Genomic DNA, 19,621 nt, shown 5'->3' with positions numbered 1-19,621 from the left:
ACTACCTACACCGCCCTTACGGGTCGGTGTAGGCTTCCGGTTTCATCGACAAACGCCTTTCCACCTTGCGGCTTATTGGACTTGCTTCGCCTCGACTCGGCAAGAACGGGGTTCCCTCCGTCCATAGATAATATCCGAATACCTTCTGCTCTGATATTCTGGCTGGCGTTGCCGTCCCTATCGTGATGAGATTTACAGTTCGGGCAATCCCACTCTCTGACATCTAGCGGCAACTCATCAACAACATGACCACAGCATGAACAAGTTTTAGAACTGGGGAAAAATCGACCTATTTCCACAAGCTGACCATCTTTATGCTTTAACTTGTAGTCAAGGAAATTGACGAACATCCCCCAACCCACATCGGATATACTTTTCGATAGCTTCCGATTCCGTACCATTCCCTTGATGTGGAGGTTTTCCACAACAATAATTTGGCTTTCGTTAACCAACTTTCTGCTAAGTTTATGCAGAAAATCTTGGCGGGAATTTGATACTCGTTCGTGAACCTTCGCTACTAGTTTCTTCTGTTTTTGTCTTGATTTACTTCCTTTTACTTTACGAGCAAACTTTTTCTGTTTACGAGCTAGATTTTTCTCATGGCGTTTTAGGTGTTTAGGGTTGGAATACTTGGTAAATTCCTCTCCATCATGGACAATTGCAAAGTCCTTTAGTCCGAGATCAATACCGAGTATTTGATCTCCACCTAATTTATTGTCACTGCATTCAACCTCAACCAGGATTGAGGCAAAGTACTTGTCAGTAGCAGTTTTACTGATGGTGACAGTTCTAATTATTCCGTTAAATACTCTATGAAATATTGCCTTAACTTCACCAATCTTAGGAATCTTTAACTTCTCGCCTACAACAGTGACGCTTTGTGGATACTGAATAGACTGCTTATCAAATTTTGATTTAAATTTAGGAAACTTAGCCCGTCCATCAAAAAAGTTTTTGTAAGCTTTGTCTAGATTGATAGCTACGCACTGCAAAACTGACGAATAACAATCTTGCTTTAACCAAGGGTACTCCACTTTTAATTGAGGCAGTAAACCCTTGTATTCACTCATCTTTAACGACTTTCCAGTTTGTCCGTAGTGTTGAATGCAAGCATTAAGTGCATAGTTCCAATACCATCTTGCACAACCAAACGATCTGGCTAGACTTTCTTGTTGTTCGATTGTTGGATATAGCCTGACCTTAACTGCTTTCAACACTTTTCGCTACCTCCTTGTTATCTGATAATATCATGAATGTAGGTAATCAGTGGGTACAAAATGAAAACAGAATGGTTCAAAATGCGAATGAGTCAACGCAGATTAAATAAGTTACGGCTATATGCAGCGATAAAGGATACGACAATGACTCGCATTGTTGAAGACCTCATTGACTCGTTGCCAATCACAGAGAGAGGCAATTCGTCATCGACCAACATTGCTAATTAAACTGCGTTTAATGTTGCTTGTCGGTCAATTCCTTATTGCCCAGAATTCATCCCACACCTCCCTTCGGGTAGGATGTGGGGCTTCTTCTGCTTTAAGCTAAAGGTAATTATCAAATTAAAGTTGGAAATCGACAGGTTGCTTTCGCTGGCTTACCGTTTGCAACGCGGGAGGTGGACAGTCTAGCTGCTGCGGTTCCTGAAACTACGAAGCTTTTAGACGATGAATTTACACCCAGAGTCACTGTACCCCAAATGGATGATTATACAATTGTCCATTTAGCGACTCATGCAGCTTTTGTGGTGGGTAAACCAGAAGATTCGTTTATTTTATTTGGGAATGGCGATCGCGTTAATTTTAGAAATGTTGCCACTTGGTCACTGCCCCATGTAGATTTGGTAGTGTTGAGTGCCTGTGAAACCGGCTTGGGAGGCAAGTTAGGTAACGGTGAGGAAATTTTGGGCTTTGGCTATCAGATGCAACAAACCGGCGCTAGAGCCGCGATCGCCTCGTTATGGTCTGTGGATGATGGTGGTACACAAGCACTCATGAGTGCTTTTTATACTATTCTTTCCACCAATAAGCTGGCTAAAACCGAAGCTTTACGGCAAGCTCAAGTCTCATTAATTACTGGAGAATGGAAGTCCTTAAATAATAATACACCCAAAGCAGCAGTTAATGACTTTAGTCATCCGTATTATTGGGCACCGTTTATTTTGATTGGTAATGGACTTTAGGTGTAGATTGTTCCTCACCTGATGCCTTTCTCAAGCTTATGGCGTATCAATTGGAAAATGGCGATCGCAATTACAAAAATTCTAGACGCAATTAACAAAAACTGCGTTAGCACAGCTTAACTTACCCCTAGGGAGAAAACTACGCGCAGCGTCTCGTAGAGAAGTTATCGCATTTTGATCAGATTTTAGGAAAAAAGGAGTGCCCAATGGGTGAATTTGGCGTGTTTCAACACTTTCAAGATCAAGACTGAAAATCCGGCTCGTGAAGTTTTGACAGATACAAAAAATATGCGACAGGCCAGCCAGTAGCCAATCACTTAATGGTAATGGAGAAACAGGTAAGAGCGATCGCTAACTAAGCCACTATTACCGATTACCAGTTACCGATAATCAATTTTTAACTTGCCATCAACCTTTGAAACCTTAATACTTCTTGGCAAGAGTTTTAGAGCCTGTATCAGTTTGCATAGATTGCTTGACAAGATCAGCAAGTTCGTCCAATTGGCTAATTGCCTCTGCACCTTCTAACTTCATTAATTCGCGGTCATCCCGCATTTCCGTCCAAGTAATCCCATAATCGGACACTAAAAACCGAATTAGATGATTATCACCCAAGCTAACCATAAACGATGCACTATTCATTTGGTCGCCACAGGTGTAACAGGACGCAGGATACCCACGCCGCTCTAATACGATCGCCAAGGCTTGCAGGTTCATTACCAAATCTTGGACGAATTGTCGATGTTGATGTGCTAGTCTCAGAAACACTTTTGTCCTCCAGACACCACAGTAATTTGAGTTTCTTTTATATTTTCTTTAGATTTTCTCATCCACTGGTATTGTAGACTATTCACTACAATTACTAGACAGATGATATTGAGTCTTTAATTGACTACCTTGTTTAGGGTAGTGGATCAGGGTTTTGAGCGCCGTATCAAACTATTCAGTTTGTAAATTCAAAATCTCGGACAGAATTGCTAAATTTAACTATATCTTTATACACTTCTGTCACAGTAGATTCTTACAAGAAGCGATCGCTTCAAGAGTAACCTAAATTTAGCACTAGTCAACTACGGGAAAGCAACATATTTGCTTTTTATTGGCTACTTGCAGTGAAATACACTGTTATTAGAAGCTATAACGTAGTTTTGCATCGTTATACTCTCTCTTGCTTAGATGTTTAATCTGTTCTTTTTCTAAGCAGATTTTGGTATGGACAAATGATTACTTATACCAAATTCGTTCCTCCTGTATATAAAGTTGAGCAGATAACAGTGCCAATCTAATATTGGGTACTAAAATCAGGTTGATTATAGTTCTTTATACAAACTTTACGTAATTACTATACAAGTCTGAGTATAGACTTGATAATTTAACAACCTAACACAGAGAATAACTTAACTCCAAAGAGCTATGTTGCCATTTAGGCAATATTCCCAGCAATTTTGAGATTTACTGAAAAAGTTATACCAACTAAAGCACAATAATTTGGAAAGATTATTATCATAGTTTGGTTTTGCCAAATTTAATACAGATATAATATATTTTTATTATCTATTAAAATTTAGTAACTATTTTTTATTACGGGACTTACGCAAAAATTGCTAAAAAGCTTAATTTATCGAACCGACATCTCTACGAGAGGCTTCCGCCAACGCGCAGCGTCTCGCACAGAAGATGCCATATCTACGAGACACTACGTGAACACCTAGCGCCTCGTTAGAGAAGAGCGCCAAGAATTCGTAGACTGTGCGTAAGTCCTGTATTAATCACTCAGTTAATAAATTTATAATTCGTAATAACGTTTTCTACAATTAGTTGGGGTCTAATCCCAACTAATTCAATTACGTTAGCAGCGTTAGCGAGTCTTACCTACGGCATGCTGCGCGAACGAGCGTCATTACGAATTACGAATTACGTTAGCGCAGCGTTAGCGAGTCATCGAGCGTCATTACGAATTATGAGACTACTTGCCACCAACCGAAAGCTGGGCCAATAAAACGGATTATTGCCCATGCTACAACCATAAGAACAATGCCTATCCAAGCACCACGAGTAGTCAAAGCAACAAATTGTTCGGCTTGAGTTTTTGTGATGGGAAGCCAAGACAAGATGCGAGTCTCTTGACCGTATGTTTCCCCTAGTGTGGTTTTACGACGCTTTGCTTCACCCATAATCAGCAATTAAAATTCTATTTAGGTTCTAAATTTATCTTGGCAGAAATCATGGCTATAGAGAGGTGATAAATCGCATCACTTTCTATAAGTTGATAATAGTGCTTGCTGTGAAACGATCGCGCTTAGGTTGACAAAATGTAAATTGGGCATGAGGTATTGAACTTTAAGCAGAATTTTCCTCATCGCTATGAGAAAACAGATTGGGATCGAGATAGTTAATGCGTGCCAGAGGACTTAAAGCTGTAAGAATTTGAGCGCCGTAGCTACGGTTAACTACACGACTATCAAGCAAAGCAACGATTCCTTGACTTTCTCGCACAGGAGCGATCGCCCGTTGTAATTCATTCAAAGCTGTCGGCAACAAGTATAAACGGAACCAATCTTGATGCGATCGCTTATAACGAGCGACCCTACCAGCTACCAGAGGATTTTCCAAAGATGGTAGGGGTAAAGTAGCAATGATTAACAGATGAGGTGCTGGTAAGACTCGTTGATGTTCTCGCCAAAATTCCCAACCACTGATTAAAATACCATTTTCATCTAAACAAGTTTTTTCTACTTGCACCCGCGAACCAAACTCTGAAGCCAGAATTGTCGCAACTTGAGCTTTAAGTGGTACGTCCCCCACCAAAACAACCGTTAATCCTGGTGCTGTCGCACTTAGACAAACCAGTGTGCGGACTTTATGAATAAATGCCGCTTGAAATTCTGGTGTGTTGGGTAGGGGCAACTTATAAGGTACATACAGTTGAATTGCTTCCGCTTGGCTTTCTGAAGAGAACTTCAGGCAAGTTAAATCGTCCAAACCCAAGCGCTGCCGGAAAAGAGGAGCCTCCGTTTCCGGTTCTATAGCGCTGCCAATTAAAACTACTGGCTGTCGCTGCCAAATAGGTGAGAGTATTTCCCCTAATTCCATTGGCGCGTAGTGCAAAGAAAATAAACCTTGTCGATGGGCAATAGTCGCCCAGAAGAGAGGAGGAGTAGGGGAGGAAAGATTTTCGTTAAGGGTTTGAAATTGTTGCCAGAATTGTTTCCAAGGTTCTGGCAGTGCTTGTATTGACTCTAAGGCAGAATAAAGACGGCTTAAAATTTCTATTTCTGGTTGGGAAATTAGGTAGCAGTGATACGGATTGGCAGGATGCTGAAAAAATTCGTGTGTTAGTTGTATGCGGGCTTCGCTAATTGCCTCAGCTTGGTTTGGACAAGCTAACATGAGTTCATCCCAATCATGGGGTTGAATATCTTGAGTAAGTTGAGTACGCACCCAATCTTCAAGATCATCTACCCCATCGATAATTGTGGGAATGCCTTGGGGAAAGCGTGAGCCACCAGCCAATTGTCCTCTTAACCAAGCTTCTGGAGAAGTCAACAATAGCCCCTGGAACTCAGTACCAGGCCAAGCATCACCTGTTCTAATTGATTTATTAGTTGGTAGCCACTGCTGTAGACGGGGAATTTCTACCCGCAGTAAAAGTTGCTGTACCGCTTCTTGAGCAACAATAATTACAGGGCCATGCCACATTAGGGCTGATGCTACAAAACTAGTACGATACCGCCCTTGATAGCCACAAACGGCTCCTACTTGAATCAGGGCGCTACGTCCCAGGCGCAAAGCGCGTGCTACCAACCGGGCCATCGTCAAATGATGGGGCCAGGAAGGGAACCCCGCTTGCGATCGCAAAAAGTTATGTAGTGACAAATGAACTTCTGCCTCAATCACACGCTTTTAATTCCATACAAAGTGAGTTTTACTTCCAATTGCCCCATTTCTATTATCTTGTCATTTGTCATTTGTCCTTTGCCATTGCTCCAAAACTGATGACCAATGACTAATGATTAATGACCAATGACCAATCACCCAATACAAATTATGCCAACTTACACAGGAATCTCCAGCGAAGCTTTCAGGCATCCACTAGATCGCCAAGCCGAGCAAGCTTTACGAAATTTACCGGGATTTGATTTAATCGCTCGTAAATTTTTGGAATTTTATCTACGAACGCCCTCAATTAGTCTATCTAATGGGTAACACTATCCAAGTTGGGCCACGGCAATATTCCACTATTTACCAGATGTTTCGCGAATGCGTCCGGGATTTGGACATTTACCCAGAACCAACACTGTTTGTCTCGCAAAATCCCGAAGCAAATAGCTATGCACTAGGGCAAGATAATCCTTACATAGTCATAAATACAGGGATATTAGACTTATTGGACGAAGCCGAGATTCGGACGGTGCTAGCCCATGAACTGGGGCATATTAAATGTGGTCATACTATTTTAATTCAAATGGCGATGTGGGCGATGAGTGCTGCCTCTGCCTTGGGAGAATTGACCTTTGGCATCGGTAATCTCGTAACACAAGGCTTGATTTACGCCTTTTTTGAGTGGCGACGGAAAGCTGAGTTATCTTCAGATCGCGCTGCATTACTAGTGATGGATGACTTAAACCCCGTCATGTCAACGATGATGAAACTTTCTGGCGGTAGTAAAAAATATGCCAATGAATGTAGTTTACAAGAGTTTATTAAGCAGTCAGAAGATTACCAGGCGCTAGATAAAGATGGACTGAATCAGATATATAAAATTTTGATCTACAATGGCGCACAGGGTACGATGTTGAGCCACCCTTTCTCTGTTGAACGTTTGCATTACTTACGGGCGTGGGCAGTATCTGAAGAATACCAGCAAATTCGTCGAGGAAATTATCAGCGATCGCCTGCTTCCGGATCGGTAAATGTTGCTGCGGAATCTTCCGAAAATCAAACAGAAAATTTGCGCCGTCAAATAGAAGAATTACAACGGGAAATCGACAGAATCAAAAGGTCTGAGTAGTTTTTAGTACTAAATAAGGATCAATAGGGTGCGTTACACTGGGTTAACGCACATCTTCCTAATTATGCAAAATTAAAAATACTTAGAGAACAACCAGATAAATACTCCAGTTCCTAGTATACAAATAATTCCCGCCAAGCCAGCTAGAGGTTTTTTGTTCTTACCTGTGAACCAGTCAGAGACTTTCCCTGTGTAAGTAATTAGTTCTGCTGTATCTATGGTAGCGATCGCCCAAACCCATCCCGCATGTAGTCCCCAAGCTAAACCCAAATTGCCGCCAGAGACAAAGCGTGCCAATACTAACACCATTCCCATCAGCCACAATCCAGGGAGTTGGGGGGCAGTTTCGCGTTGCTCCCAAACTAGATGTAATAAGGCAAAAATCAAGCTAGAAATTGCTGCTGCTGCCCAAACTGGGTAATCCTGCGCTAATTCAGTGAACAGAAAACCGCGAAAAACTAACTCTTCTATCCCACCCACTAACAACGCTATTAAGAATATCGGTAGCAAGATGGGTAGTACTAACTTGAAATTCGTCTTTTCAAAAGAAAACCAACCTAAGCCAAATTGCCCACTAAATACAATAGTTAGGCTCACCACTCCCAAACTGAAACCTAAAGCTAAAAAACCAAGAGTTGAAAGATTCCCAACAAAGCCGTAATCTAAAAAAGATTTATTAGTCAACCAACTAACTCCCCAGAGAATCAAAGGAGCTAATAGGTAAAGTGACACCAATAATGGCATCTTTTGCTCTGGCTGCAAAGGTTTAGGGGGTTGCCAATTTAGCAATATTGCTGAGACTACTGCTACTGGCAACCAGCAAATTATCCAGCCAACAAAAAACGCCATCACTATAACTAGTGCTGGTGCATTTTCCATAAATGCTAGTAAGACGTTGACCGAAGGCTCAAAGAAAGTTATCAAAATAAACAAAAAAAACACGATAGACTTCTTGCATTATAGATTTCTTGCTGATTAATCAAGACTCTACTAAATTTGGTGACTTCTGCAAGGGGTCTAATCGTATTTTTCACCTGGCTATCAGTTTGCTGTTGGGCTAAGGATAAGTTATCATCACCTGAAACTTATCCTTACCATCAGCAAATTTATTCTTCGTCTTCCAAATCTTCGTCTGATTCGTCAGAATCTATATCTTGTGAGATCAGTTTTTTATCAGTTTCACCGAGTTGAATCAGATGAATATGTTTATATCCCAACCTAATTTCAAACTCATCTCCAGGCTTTAAGCCCATTGCTTTGGTATATGTAGCACCAATTACAATCTGACCATTTTGATGGACACTAACCCGATATGTCGGTTCGCGGCCACGGCCATCTTTAGGTGCTTCTGGACTTAGAGGAATTCCCCTAGCAGATAGCAAAGCGTCATAAAAATCAGTGAGATTGACACGAACTTGGTTATTCTTGGTAACAGTGTAATAGCCGCACTGTTTAGCTCTTTCTCGGCGTGGTAAAGTGGAAAGTTCTTTTACTTTAGCAAGTAGTGCTTTTCCGGTTAATGGTGCGGTTGCAGTTTCAGTCATTATGCTCAAATTTTCCTTACTCTCTCCAAACTGATAAACGATGTAGTCTTATGCCAGCATTTGACTTTTTAGCATTTGCATAGAGCTACTGAAGACCCTGGTGTAACGGGTGAATTACTGCCGATAGGAGCCAAAAGCACTTCTATTATGGTTGTCTACAACCAACTAGAGGCCATAGTTGCCACAGACATTAATTTTGGTAATGTTATGGCGCTTTTAACCATTATTCGCCATCAGAAAGAAAACTATTTTCTCCTTTGGCGCTACTGTAGCGGTGTAACTTTCAGTCCCCTTTACAAATAGGGCAGGTTCTACTGCAAATAAGTCGTAGACCTAATAAATTGCAGGTTTTTCACTTTCTAGTGCTTGCCTTTATTGCCAATGAGTAAGTAGAGTTTTCTCTACTCGTCCTCTAAAGCTTAGGACAGCATAGTATTTCAATAGAGTCCTACGGGCTTATGCCCTTTCGTTCTGCCAGTAGAGACGCGAATTTTCTTGTCTCTACATTACGAATCAACAAAGCAGTAGTAACCGCGCTGAACGGCTATTGATTCTGATTTTGTCACTTCGTAATTTTATATTAAATACTAGCATGGACTAATAATAGCAAAATAATTGTTTAATTTTGAATTAAAGTTGCTAGTAAATTTTTATTTAAATTTCTGGACTTCAAGAAGAAAAAGCAGTGACGATTTTCCTAACCCTTTATTGCAAGCGTGAGTATTGCGATCTGCCTTTTATAAAAATTTATGTAATTGAGAGGAGCAGTTTTGACCAATGAGTGAAATACAAGATTTTCTTGATTGAGAGCAAGCCAAAAAGCGAAAAGTCTCGTGTGTCAGGGTTTCCCGGTGCAATAACTTTTCTTTAAAAGTGGTGAGGCTTTTTCCTCGGTTTATTATCTTAAGGTCAAAAGCAGTTAGAGGATTTTGTACGTCTGTCTATGGGAAGAACAAATCTCTTAACATCTGCCTAGCGCTTGGTTGCCACTACTATATATTAAAGATCGAGTTTCACACTTCTATATAATCAAAAAATTCTGCCTTCGCTAACGCTTGACACAATTTTCCAGTCAGGACTGCTTGACTCAAGTTGACATCAAGACGTATCGCTAACTTGAGATGTATTTCATTTGGATATGATCGCTAGGTCAAAGATTAACCTAAGTCCCTCTTTCAGCAAACCCTTTATCCTTTACATTCCCAAACAAGTAAATTTAATGCAAAGCTGTGATTACATTTTTGGCGTTTTAACTCAGAATTTGATAAAAATCTTGTCTACAAGGCTGCTATAAGTAAAATTTTAATGGTTATCCTTAAATTAGAATCATTCGCTCTTTAATCGTCAGCCTATTAACACCAGAGTTTGAATTAAGAGCAAAATATGGCTCATTTTTCGAAATTACCGCCTTGAGTGATGATTATTAAGGCTGGTGAAGCAATTTTAAAATTTTGGTTAGTGGTTATGAAAGTTATTTTTAAAGTCATTCGACAGCAACAAAATTCCTCGCCTGTTGTGCAAACCTACGTTTTAGAGGCAGAACCAGGTAATACAATATTGGATTGCCTCAATCATATTAAGTGGGAGCAAGATGGAACTTTGGCGTTTCGCAAAAATTGCCGTAATACAATTTGTGGTAGCTGTGCTATGCGAATTAATGGGCGTTCGGCTTTAGCTTGTAAAGAAAATGTTGGCAGTGAACTTGCCAGATTACAACAAATACCATCATCCTCAAGTAAAGTAAATGCTATCCCGGAAATCACGATCGCGCCTCTTGGCAATATGCCCGTGATTAAAGATTTGGTTGTAGATATGAGCAGCTTCTGGAATAATTTAGAGGCAGTTGCTCCTTATGTAAGTACGGCAGCACGACAAGTACCAGAAAGAGAGTTTTTGCAAACACCACAAGAGCGATCGCGCCTCGATCAAACTGGTAACTGTATTATGTGCGGTGCTTGTTACTCTGAATGCAACGCCCGTGAAGTTGATCCAAACTTTGTTGGCCCCCATGCCCTTGCCAAAGCTTACCGGATGGTAGCAGACTCCCGCGATAGCGACACCGAAAATCGTTTAGCAAGCTATAACGAAGGTACTAAAGGCGTATGGGGTTGCACCCGTTGTTTGTACTGCGATTCAGTTTGTCCAATGGAAGTTGCACCATTAGAACAAATAACCAAAATTAAACAAGAAATTCTCACACACAAACAAGCCAGTGATAGCCGCTCAATTCGTCACCGGAAAGTATTGGTAGATTTGGTTAAAGAAGGTGGTTGGATTGATGAACGTCAATTTGGTGTACAAGTTGTTGGTAACTATTTTAAAGATTTAAGAGGATTACTTAGTCTTGCACCCCTCGGTTTGCGGATGATTATCCGGGGTAAGTTTCCCCTATCATTTGAACCTTCAGAGGGGGCGCAACAAGTGCGATCGCTCATTGAATCTGTGCAACAAGTTGAAGGGAATAGGGAATAGGGAATGGGGAATGGGGAATGGGGAATGGGGGGAGATGAGGGTGTAACCATGCCCAATGCCCAATGCCCAATGCCCAATGCCCAATGCCCAATGCCCAATGCCCAATTTTTCAACGCGGTTCTTGAGGTATATTCAACGGTCGTCCATTGCGGTCATATACTAAAACATCCCACTGTCCGTTGTTACTAGATTCAAAAGCAATTCTACTACCATCAGCACTAATTGTAGGGTTGCGGACTTCGGCTTGCAGGTTATTAGTCAAATTACGTGATTGGCGTGTTTCCCTGTCGTAGAGAAAAATAGCTGATCGCCCTTGACGGCTAGCAGCAAACACAATGTAACGACCATCTTGCGAAACACTAGGATGATTTGCGATCGCATCAAGGGAGTTTAAACCTGGCAAATCAACCAAATCACGAGTTACCGTATCAAACATATAAACATCTTGGCTACCCCGTCGGTCAGTAATAAAAACTATGTATCTCCCAGAAATTTGGGGGTTTAATTCAGACGCTAAACTATTGAGACTCCGCCCCCCCGGATCAAAGGGATAACTCAAAAGGCGAGGGTAGCCAAAACACCCAGTCAATAAACTTAAGCAAAAAAATATAGGTATAAAAAAAACACGTTTCATATATTGGGAATTGGGCATGGGGCATTGGGCATGGGGCATTGGATATTCTCCCTCATCCTCCTCATCTCTCTCATCTCGCCTACGGAGGTGAACCGACGGTTGCACCATTAGGAATGTCTAACTCAATATTCGGCCCCCGGTCTAAAACTTCAATATCCCATTGACCACGGCTGGCGGTTTCAAAGACAACATAACGTCCATCAGGGCTGATATTTGGTTTTCTGACCCAGCCGCGATAGGTTGGTGTGATGATTTGCGACTGTTGCGTAGCGCGATCGTAAAGCGCTACCACAGGTCTACCTTGGTCACTAGTAAGATAAGCAATATAACGCCCGGTATAGCTCAAGCTAGGACTTTCAGCAATTGTCTCTGCTCGGTTTATCCCCGGCGTGCTAATAAATAGTTGCCTCTCCAAATCGTACATAAGTAACTGTTGATTACCATTTCGATTAGATACAAAGGCTAAAAAGCGTCCATTTCCACTCAAAACAGGTTGCTCCTCGGTGTAGCGACTGTTGAGAGAAGTAGGCCCTATAGGAATATCATTAGAACCACAAGATACAAGCAAACTTGTTAAACCAAAAATCAGGCTCCAATGAATTGGTCTTTGGAGCCAAAATATAGGCGTAAATTTTTCCACCTCAACTGTTTTCCGTCGCCTCTAAACTTATTTCTAGGCTAACTGTTTTAAACATCATCAAAATCGGTCGAATTATCTGGCCCCTCATTTGGCATTTCAATCGGATTATATGGCACATAATCAGTTGGAATCGCATCATCATCTTCGCGGGGTCTTCGAGAAGTTGAGTCAGTGGGTGGACGACGCCTTCTTGGTCTTGGAGCAACATCATCTTCACGACTTTCGGGACGCTGGGGCCCGTTATTGCTGCGGCGAGAAGGTTTTCTAACTTCCCCACTCGAACTTTCCCAATCATCAACTTCCCTAGATGAAGAACCCCAATTTTCTTCTCCAACGCTTTCAGAAGGTCTATTCGCAGGACGCCCAGAAGTACGCCGACGTGTTCTATCCCCTGTTCTATCCCCTGAAGGCTGTCTTTCACTACTGCTATTGCGGCGTTCTGAACGACGAGGGGGTTGCTCCTGGTAGTAGTCATCACGAGTTGAAATTTCATCCCTGCTACCACGAATCCGGGCACGCACGGGGCGTTCCTCCTCGTCTTCGTAAGGCAATGGATCTAAATCTGCATCCATTTCAGCTTGATACTTTCTGCGATCGTTGTAAGAATAGCGATCGCTAACCGGCCGGTCTTCATCCACAATCGGAGTGTTGCGCTTTGCTTGTTGGGTAGCTATACTCCGCAGACGAATACTTTCAACTGCAAAAAACACAGTTGTACCAACTAAAAGCAGTTGACCAAATTGTAGAATCGGGTCTAGCCGCCATCCTTGAAAGACGAGAATAAAGCCGCAGAGCAAGCCAACTGCCGCAAAAAAGATATCTTGATCTCGTGACAATTCTGGACGCACAGTGCGGAGAAAATACAGTGCTGCCCCAGCCACAGCCAGGAAAATTCCTAGAATACTGGCTGAGTTTGCCCCAAAATTTACCTGAGCCAGAAAACTGGCTGAGTTCAGCCCAAAATTTATCATTGCTGTTTTCCCAATATCAAATCTATGTTAGCGAGTCACAATTAAAATCACTACTGTAGTTAGGGACAATATATTGAAGCTTCAAAGCCTCTGGCAAAGAAGCTCTGAAGCTGTTCACCGAAAAATAAAAACACCTATGTCTGTCATCTACAACTCTTGCCAGCAGCAGTTTCTGTAGCTTTTGGTGCAATTAAGTAGATAAGTGACAGACAATCGATTGTGAGAGTTAATTTAACTCTCATAAGCATTATGAACGCTGAATTTTATCTTTTTGGCTAATGAAAATTAGACCAACTGTAACGGGTATTACAACAATTGCAGTACCCCATAGCAGACTCCAAAGAAAATTTGCTAAAGAAGGCGTCATACTTCTAAACCTTTTTTTACACACTTCATCCTAATTTTAATAGTGTATTACTTTCTTGAGAAGCCTCTAACTCTGAACTGCCAAACTTGGTAATTTCTTTCACCAGTTTTTGACTTAACCGCGTGGGCAAGCTTGCTTTTGTATTTCAGAACTAAGTGACAGCATTTAGTTAAAATAATGATGAGAGTGCTTTACAAAGCTTAAAATTTTTTAGCGATGTCTACAATGGGCTATTCGGCGTCGCAAAGTGCGGCTTGCCGTTGCCTAAGTTTTTCTTTCTTTACGATAGATAGTACCTTAAACCGATGACTGGTGTTGACCTGACTGCTTGGATTCTTGGCCCTGTGTTAGGGGTGATGACATTTTTATTTATATTTCGGATCATTCTCACTTGGTATCCGCAAGTGAATCTGAATCGTTTGCCCTTTAACTTAATAGCTTGGCCTACCGAACCATTTTTAATACCGTTGCGAAAGCTAGTGCAACCTATAGGTGGGGTAGACATTACACCTATTATTTGGGTTGGCATCTTCAGCCTGCTACGAGAAATATTACTAGGTCAGCAAGGATTGCTGACTATGATATCTCGTGTGAATTAGGGAATTGGGAATTGGGAATGGGGCATTGGGAATTGGGAATCGGAGAGAAGTAAAAATTACCTCTTTCCCCTCTGCTCCCTGCTCCCTGCTCCCCTGCCCTCTTCCCATTCCCCTAGCCGTTCATTTCCTGCACAAAATTTGTATAGACATTACCCTGCAAAAACTGTGGAGTTTCCATAATTCTTTGATGAAATCCGATAGTTGTGGGTAATCCAGTGATGGCACATTCCCGGAGTGCGCGTTTCATGCGGTTAATAGCAGTGGGTCTGTCTGGGGCCCAAACAATTAACTTGCCGATTAAGGAATCGTAGTAAGGCGGGATTTGGTAATCTGTGTAAACGTGTGAATCAATCCGAACACCAGGGCCTCCAGGGGGAAGATAGCCACTGATTCGTCCAGGAGAAGGCCGAAAATCATGATCGGGATCTTCAGCGTTAATCCGGCACTCAATCGAATGACCTCGTAATACTACTTGGTCTTGGGTAAGCTTGAGTCTTTCCCCTTGGGCAATGCGGATTTGTTCAGCAACCAAGTCTATCCCAGTAATCATCTCTGTTACAGGATGTTCTACTTGAATCCGGGTGTTCATTTCCATAAAGTAGAATTTACCGGATCTATCCAAGAGAAACTCGATAGTACCCGCCCCACTGTAATTAATGAATTGGGCAGCTTTGACAGCAGCTTGTCCCATTTTCTCACGTAGGTCTTGGTCGAGAGCCGGACTAGGGGCTTCTTCTAGTAGCTTTTGATTCCGGCGCTGAATTGAGCAATCCCGCTCACCCAAATGGATCACGTTACCGTAGTTATCCGCCAAAATTTGAAATTCGATGTGGCGCGGACGTTCAATAAATTTTTCTATATAAACGCCAGAATTCCCAAAAGCTGCTCCTGCTTCTCCTTGGGCCGCGAGGAAAAGTTTGACAAATTCATCTTCAGAACGAACTAGGCGCATACCCCGTCCACCACCACCCGCTGTGGCTTTAATCATTACTGGATAGCCGATATCCTTGGCGAATCCTAATCCTTCTTGCTCGGATTCTACCAATCCTTCACTACCAGGTACCGTGGGTACTCCAGCTTTTTGCATGGTTTCTTTGGCAGTGGATTTATCCCCCATCAGCTTTATAGCTTCTGGAGTTGGGCCAATAAAAGCAATATGATGGTCGGCACAGATTTCAGCAAACCGGGCATTTTCTGCCAAAAAGCCATAGCCTGGATGAATTGCAGTCGCATTGCGCGTCAGTGCAGCAGCAATAATATTGGGAATATTCAAATAACTTTTACTGCTAGCAGGTTCGCCAATACAAACCGCTTCATCAGCAAGTTGGACGTGGAGAGCATTACGGTCAACGGTGGAGTGAACTGCAACTGTCGCAATCCCCATTTCTTCACAGGCGCGGAGAATGCGAAGGGCGATTTCTCCCCGATTGGCAATTAATATTTTGTCAAACTTCATTTTTTAGTTTCGATATCATTACCAGTAGATTGACATTTTCTCTGATCCAACTTAGAACAACGCTTCCGCATTATTTCAAATTATCGCAGGAGATTCGCCACCCTGATTCTAAGCAAACTTGCATATTGCACGCTTGCTGCGTCTTTGGGTCTTACTACACTAACAACATTGCTGCTGTAAGTCTTGGCTAGACTACCAAGCTGGGCTTTTGCGTAGGTGTAGCCAGTCGTAGACATAGCCTACGACGGGCGGGTACGTCATCGCACCGCACCGAACACAGTAGTTCTACCCTTTTTAATATCACTTGTGCAGGTGCTAGATTTCTGTCAGCCAGATACCGCCTTGAGAAAATTTATATTTTTGAGCAACTGAATTTAGATATCACCTTACTATAATTATTTTCTTATGCTATAGTCTATATTTAGACAACCCGTGCGGATGTGGCGGAATTGGTATACGCGCACGCTTGAGGTGCGTGTGGCTTTGCCTTGGGAGTTCGAGTCTCCCCATCCGCATTTTCGCTTGTCTAATCATAGGGTCAATAGTTAAGGAGCAAAAAACCTTAGACTATTGACCCTTAAATATAATTATATATAGTAAGGAATTTAGTCCTTGCTTGAAGTACTAAATTGCTTACTAAATACTAGCCAAACTTGCCTTGTTAAAGTACTAGTTTTTTATGCTTTTATAGAGATAGGTAAAGTTTTGTAAAAAGCATTGACTATTACTTTTACGCCGACAAACAACCTAACACTGCCACCAGCTTGGCATCGCCTCACTCCGATTTGGCAAGGAGGGGAGGAAATAATTCAGCAAAGTTTACCTCACACTCAGCTAGCACCTGCATGGCAGCTAATGCTCTTGGGTGACGGCTCCCCAACACGTCACTTAGAATTGCTCACAGGTGAGGCTGTAGAAGTAGATGTTATTGATATGTCATTGATTGGCATGGACTTGGATGCTGCTCCTGAGTTAATCCAAGCTGTCCCAGGTCCACGATTACGACGCCAAGTATGGCTGCGTACCGCTTCTGGCCAACGATTAGCGTATGCTACTTCGTGGTGGGAAGCGAGTCATGTTGATGAGTATTTGCAAAACCGTTCATTACCAATTTGGGCAAGTTTAGCTCGTCTTCGCACAGAATTGTATCGGGATGTTCGAGGAATTTACTATGGTGACTCATTGGCACTAGAGTCGGGTTTTGGTGTAACTGGGCCTTTTTGGGGCCGCCACTACTTGTTTTGGCATCATGGACAGCCACTCACATTAATTTATGAAGTTTTTTCACCTTATTTAACCAAATATTTGGGGTCTATGCAGTTGAGTGCTGTTAATGCTGATGCATAGTATTATTTAAAAGTTTTTCATATTTTGCAGTGTGCCCCAGAGTGTGGGAATTTTGCGCCAGTGACTTCGAAGATTTGTAATTTATGTAAAATCCCGGATACTGAATTGATCTTGTTTAGATAAAGTCAATACCACAGATGGAAGCTCTGTAAATATAAGGTGGTGTGGGTTACTGATTACTTGCACCAATGCCCAAGTTAGTTATATCCTCAAAGTGCTTGAAATGACGGCTGTTAACTTTCGGAGACTTTCCGAAAAAGACAACCGTCTGAAAGAAGTTTCCTGCGAAATTCAATAAAGCGTGTTAAAAAAGGTAACTAACCAGGAAAACACTGTTTTTGAAACATTCGGGAAGGTTGATTACGGAAATATCATAAATATCTAAAGTGAAAAAATTTATGAAGTTAACTGCCTTAGATCACAAGAAGCTTCTTGGTTAACTTAACCAATTAAGCAAGTAATGAGTTTGCAAATATGAGGTATAGGTTTCAATGGCACCGCCTCTTGTGTCTGTTCCGATGAAGAAAAATAAGAAATCGTCTCTGGTGTTGACGCTCTCGGCTGCTGGGTTATTGATTGTTGGGGGGAGTGTAGGATACTGGTTGTTAGCCCAGAGACAAATATCTGCTAGCGATTTGCTGGTCGGTGCAAATATTATTCCTGGTGATGCTCTGTTTGCGGTTTCTTTAACAACAGATCCCCAGCAGTGGCAAAAATTGCGGCAGTTTGGGACAAGAGAAACCCAAACAGAACTGGACAAAAATTTAGTCCAGTTACGCGATCGCTTTCTGACTAATAATGGTTACGACTTTCAGAAAGATATCGCTCCTTGGGTAGGCAATGACATTGCGATCGCAATTCTTGCCCCACCAATAGAGAATAAATCTGTACCCAAACCAGTTACCACCAATGAAGATGCTGCTAGCGATCAGCAGTCGATGGTAATGGTATTGCCAGTGAAAAACCCAGAAATCGCCAAAAACATCTTGGCACAACCTAAAACCCTTAAACAAGGTAAATGGATTGACCGTAGTTATCAAGGGATTGCCATCAAACAAAGTGAGGGACAACCAGGGGAAATCTTCTCCGCAGCATTACTAGATGGGCGCTTTTTAGTCATAACTGATAGTGCCAAAGCCACAGAAAGAGCGATCGATGCCTACAAAAATAAAACATCTTTAGCTACAAGTGGCGGCTTTGCAGAGAATTTCCCGAAAATCGCCAACTACCAACCCTTTGCCCAGTTTTATGTAAATGTGCCAATAGCAGCCAAAATAGCCGCCGCTTCTCCAAACCGCCCTTTACCTGCTCAAGTATTGGCTCAACTGCAAAATAACCAAGGTTTAGCGGGGACAATGACTTTAGAGTCAGAAGGAATCCGCTTCAAGGGCGTTTCTTGGCTAAACCCTAATAGTCAAAGAGTGCTGGCGGTGGAAAACAAAGCTGGGAAAATGCAAAGCCGCGTACCAGAGGAAACCTTGATGATGCTTTCGGGGGGTAACTTACAGAGGTTGTGGGGAGACTATGTTTTAACATCTCAGCGAAATCCTTTGTCGCCGATCGCACCAGAACAGCTACGAGGCGGTGTAAAATCTCTGATTAATCTCGATTTAGATAAGGATTTGCTCAGTTGGATGAAAGGCGAATTTTCCTTATCATTGATTCCTAATACTCCAAAAGCAGGTTCATCAGATGATTTCCGTGCAGGTCTAGTGTTCATGGTACAGGCAAGCAATGCCTACAACGGGCAAAGTTTACGCCAATCAGCTGAAGCATCCTTAAAACAGCTAGATGACGTGATGAGAAATCAATACCAGTTCCAAGTTCAACCGGGGAAAGTCGCAGATCGACCTGTTGTAAACTGGGTTTCACCTTACGGTACGTTAACTGCTACCCACGGTTGGTTAGATGGAGATGTCGCCTTTTTAGTAGTGGGCGCTCCAATCACGGATAAAATTGTTCCTAAACCGAACAATGCATTAGCTAGCACGATTCCCTTTCAACAAACAGTTCCTACAGAACCAAATCCGACAAATGGTCAATTTTTTCTGGATGTGGAACGAACTGTGAAAAATTTCCCTTTACCAACCCTAATTCCCAATCAACGAATTTTGTTAGATGCAACACGCTCAATTGGGATGACATCTGCTGTCAGCGATAGTCGTAGTAACCGCTACGACATTTTTATCGCACTCAAAAAAGTTACTAACGCGACTGCTTTGCCTAGTCCAGAAAGCAATAAGAGCGACTCTGTTAAATAGGGGACTGGGTAATGGTTACAAGGGAAGAAATTTTTTTAAGATTGGTTGGGATATGAACCAAATACTTATTTTCGCTAGTCTCCAATCCCTATTTTCCATTCGTCCTGTGCCATAATCCTCTAAACATATAGGATCAGAAC

17 protein-coding genes, 1 tRNA gene and 2 pseudogenes are annotated in these 19,621 nt (G+C 42.1%); 8 read left to right on the top strand and 12 right to left on the bottom strand.

Annotated elements, in window-relative coordinates; translation table 11 throughout:
• Positions 1 to 5 precede the first annotated feature (5 nt).
• On the bottom strand, positions 6 to 1,217 hold the full coding sequence (locus ANSO36C_RS21075) for an RNA-guided endonuclease InsQ/TnpB family protein (protein ID WP_251956091.1): 1,212 nt from the start codon (positions 1,215 to 1,217) through the stop codon (positions 6 to 8).
• 92 nt (positions 1,218 to 1,309) lie between these two features.
• Positions 1,310 to 1,435, bottom strand: a complete 126-nt coding sequence (locus ANSO36C_RS33935) for a hypothetical protein (RefSeq protein WP_267145372.1) — start codon at positions 1,433 to 1,435, stop codon at positions 1,310 to 1,312.
• A 108-nt stretch (positions 1,436 to 1,543) separates the two neighbouring features.
• On the opposite strand from ANSO36C_RS33935, the pseudogene ANSO36C_RS21070 reads away from it, so the two are divergent.
• A pseudogene (locus ANSO36C_RS21070) lies at positions 1,544 to 2,179 on the top strand (CHAT domain-containing protein); the annotation flags it as partial.
• A gap of 423 nt (positions 2,180 to 2,602) precedes the next feature.
• Here the strand turns inward: ANSO36C_RS21070 and ANSO36C_RS21065 are convergent.
• From ANSO36C_RS21065 to ANSO36C_RS21055, 3 genes are all read right to left on the bottom strand, one after another.
• Positions 2,603 to 2,947 carry a DUF1815 family protein gene (locus tag ANSO36C_RS21065; protein ID WP_190939417.1) on the bottom strand — a complete coding sequence of 115 codons (345 nt, stop codon included), beginning with the start codon at positions 2,945 to 2,947 and terminating at the stop codon, positions 2,603 to 2,605.
• A 1,190-nt stretch (positions 2,948 to 4,137) separates the two neighbouring features.
• The gene (locus ANSO36C_RS21060) at positions 4,138 to 4,353 is read right to left on the bottom strand and encodes a DUF2839 domain-containing protein (protein ID WP_251956090.1); all 216 of its coding nucleotides are present in this window, start codon (positions 4,351 to 4,353) and stop codon (positions 4,138 to 4,140) included.
• Positions 4,354 to 4,519: 166 nt separating this feature from the next.
• Positions 4,520 to 6,076: a helicase C-terminal domain-containing protein gene (locus ANSO36C_RS21055; protein WP_251956089.1), complete on the bottom strand. Its 1,557-nt coding sequence runs from the start codon at positions 6,074 to 6,076 to the stop codon at positions 4,520 to 4,522.
• Positions 6,077 to 6,226: 150 nt separating this feature from the next.
• Here ANSO36C_RS21055 and ANSO36C_RS21050 point away from each other — a divergent pair.
• A pseudogene (locus ANSO36C_RS21050) lies at positions 6,227 to 7,190 on the top strand (M48 family metallopeptidase).
• Positions 7,191 to 7,262: 72 nt separating this feature from the next.
• Here ANSO36C_RS21050 and ANSO36C_RS21045 read toward each other — a convergent pair.
• Positions 7,263 to 8,132 carry a CPBP family intramembrane glutamic endopeptidase gene (locus ANSO36C_RS21045; protein WP_251956088.1) on the bottom strand — a complete coding sequence of 290 codons (870 nt, stop codon included), beginning with the start codon at positions 8,130 to 8,132 and terminating at the stop codon, positions 7,263 to 7,265.
• A gap of 164 nt (positions 8,133 to 8,296) precedes the next feature.
• On the bottom strand, positions 8,297 to 8,734 hold the full coding sequence (locus ANSO36C_RS21040; RefSeq protein WP_190939422.1) for an AbrB family transcriptional regulator: 438 nt from the start codon (positions 8,732 to 8,734) through the stop codon (positions 8,297 to 8,299).
• Between the two features lie 75 nt (positions 8,735 to 8,809).
• On the opposite strand from ANSO36C_RS21040, the gene ANSO36C_RS21035 reads away from it, so the two are divergent.
• Positions 8,810 to 9,037, top strand: coding sequence for a hypothetical protein (locus tag ANSO36C_RS21035; RefSeq protein WP_251956087.1), 228 nt, complete (start codon positions 8,810 to 8,812; stop codon positions 9,035 to 9,037).
• Positions 9,038 to 10,198: 1,161 nt separating this feature from the next.
• Positions 10,199 to 11,206, top strand: coding sequence for a succinate dehydrogenase/fumarate reductase iron-sulfur subunit (locus ANSO36C_RS21030; RefSeq protein WP_251956086.1), 1,008 nt, complete (start codon positions 10,199 to 10,201; stop codon positions 11,204 to 11,206).
• A gap of 109 nt (positions 11,207 to 11,315) precedes the next feature.
• On the opposite strand, the gene ANSO36C_RS21025 is transcribed toward ANSO36C_RS21030, so the two are convergent.
• The 4 genes from ANSO36C_RS21025 to psbX form a co-directional block, all read right to left on the bottom strand.
• Positions 11,316 to 11,840: a TolB family protein gene (locus tag ANSO36C_RS21025; protein WP_251960399.1), complete on the bottom strand. Its 525-nt coding sequence runs from the start codon at positions 11,838 to 11,840 to the stop codon at positions 11,316 to 11,318.
• 79 nt (positions 11,841 to 11,919) lie between these two features.
• Positions 11,920 to 12,480, bottom strand: a complete 561-nt coding sequence (locus ANSO36C_RS21020) for a TolB family protein (protein WP_251956085.1) — start codon at positions 12,478 to 12,480, stop codon at positions 11,920 to 11,922.
• 47 nt (positions 12,481 to 12,527) lie between these two features.
• On the bottom strand, positions 12,528 to 13,451 hold the full coding sequence (locus ANSO36C_RS21015) for a Ycf66 family protein (protein WP_251956084.1): 924 nt from the start codon (positions 13,449 to 13,451) through the stop codon (positions 12,528 to 12,530).
• 247 nt (positions 13,452 to 13,698) lie between these two features.
• Positions 13,699 to 13,818, bottom strand: coding sequence for a photosystem II reaction center X protein (gene psbX / locus ANSO36C_RS21010; protein WP_012412183.1), 120 nt, complete (start codon positions 13,816 to 13,818; stop codon positions 13,699 to 13,701).
• Between the two features lie 305 nt (positions 13,819 to 14,123).
• Here psbX and ANSO36C_RS21005 point away from each other — a divergent pair, with 305 nt between their 5' ends.
• The gene (locus ANSO36C_RS21005; RefSeq protein WP_251956083.1) at positions 14,124 to 14,417 is read left to right on the top strand and encodes a YggT family protein; all 294 of its coding nucleotides are present in this window, start codon (positions 14,124 to 14,126) and stop codon (positions 14,415 to 14,417) included.
• Positions 14,418 to 14,529: 112 nt separating this feature from the next.
• Here ANSO36C_RS21005 and accC read toward each other — a convergent pair whose 3' ends face one another.
• Positions 14,530 to 15,873, bottom strand: a complete 1,344-nt coding sequence (gene accC, locus ANSO36C_RS21000; protein ID WP_251956082.1) for an acetyl-CoA carboxylase biotin carboxylase subunit — start codon at positions 15,871 to 15,873, stop codon at positions 14,530 to 14,532.
• 434 nt (positions 15,874 to 16,307) lie between these two features.
• Between accC and ANSO36C_RS20995 the strand changes: the two genes are divergently transcribed.
• From ANSO36C_RS20995 to ANSO36C_RS20985, 3 genes are all read left to right on the top strand, one after another.
• A tRNA-Leu gene (locus tag ANSO36C_RS20995) sits at positions 16,308 to 16,388 on the top strand.
• A gap of 202 nt (positions 16,389 to 16,590) precedes the next feature.
• Positions 16,591 to 17,220, top strand: coding sequence for a chorismate lyase (locus ANSO36C_RS20990; protein ID WP_251956081.1), 630 nt, complete (start codon positions 16,591 to 16,593; stop codon positions 17,218 to 17,220).
• Between the two features lie 491 nt (positions 17,221 to 17,711).
• Positions 17,712 to 19,481: a DUF3352 domain-containing protein gene (locus ANSO36C_RS20985; RefSeq protein ID WP_251956080.1), complete on the top strand. Its 1,770-nt coding sequence runs from the start codon at positions 17,712 to 17,714 to the stop codon at positions 19,479 to 19,481.
• Positions 19,482 to 19,621: the final 140 nt, after the last annotated feature.

Origin of the sequence: Nostoc cf. commune SO-36 (genome assembly GCF_023734775.1) — a bacterium.
Taxonomy (GTDB): Bacteria; Cyanobacteriota; Cyanobacteriia; order Cyanobacteriales; family Nostocaceae; genus Nostoc; species Nostoc commune_A.
Note: the sequence above shows the minus strand (reverse complement) of the source record. Positions and strands in the feature narration are given on the sequence as shown.

Coding starts and splice junctions, on each gene's coding strand:
- ANSO36C_RS33935 (WP_267145372.1), bottom strand. CDS start 1,435: ATGTTGGTCGATGACGAATTGCCTCTCTCTGTGATTGGCAACGAGTCA.
- ANSO36C_RS20985 (WP_251956080.1), top strand. CDS start 17,712: ATGGCACCGCCTCTTGTGTCTGTTCCGATGAAGAAAAATAAGAAATCG.
- ANSO36C_RS21040 (WP_190939422.1), bottom strand. CDS start 8,734: ATGACTGAAACTGCAACCGCACCATTAACCGGAAAAGCACTACTTGCT.
- ANSO36C_RS21025 (WP_251960399.1), bottom strand. CDS start 11,840: ATGAAACGTGTTTTTTTTATACCTATATTTTTTTGCTTAAGTTTATTG.
- accC (WP_251956082.1), bottom strand. CDS start 15,873: ATGAAGTTTGACAAAATATTAATTGCCAATCGGGGAGAAATCGCCCTT.
- psbX (WP_012412183.1), bottom strand. CDS start 13,818: ATGACGCCTTCTTTAGCAAATTTTCTTTGGAGTCTGCTATGGGGTACT.
- ANSO36C_RS21015 (WP_251956084.1), bottom strand. CDS start 13,451: ATGATAAATTTTGGGCTGAACTCAGCCAGTTTTCTGGCTCAGGTAAAT.
- ANSO36C_RS21030 (WP_251956086.1), top strand. CDS start 10,199: ATGAAAGTTATTTTTAAAGTCATTCGACAGCAACAAAATTCCTCGCCT.
- ANSO36C_RS21060 (WP_251956090.1), bottom strand. CDS start 4,353: ATGGGTGAAGCAAAGCGTCGTAAAACCACACTAGGGGAAACATACGGT.
- ANSO36C_RS21005 (WP_251956083.1), top strand. CDS start 14,124: ATGACTGGTGTTGACCTGACTGCTTGGATTCTTGGCCCTGTGTTAGGG.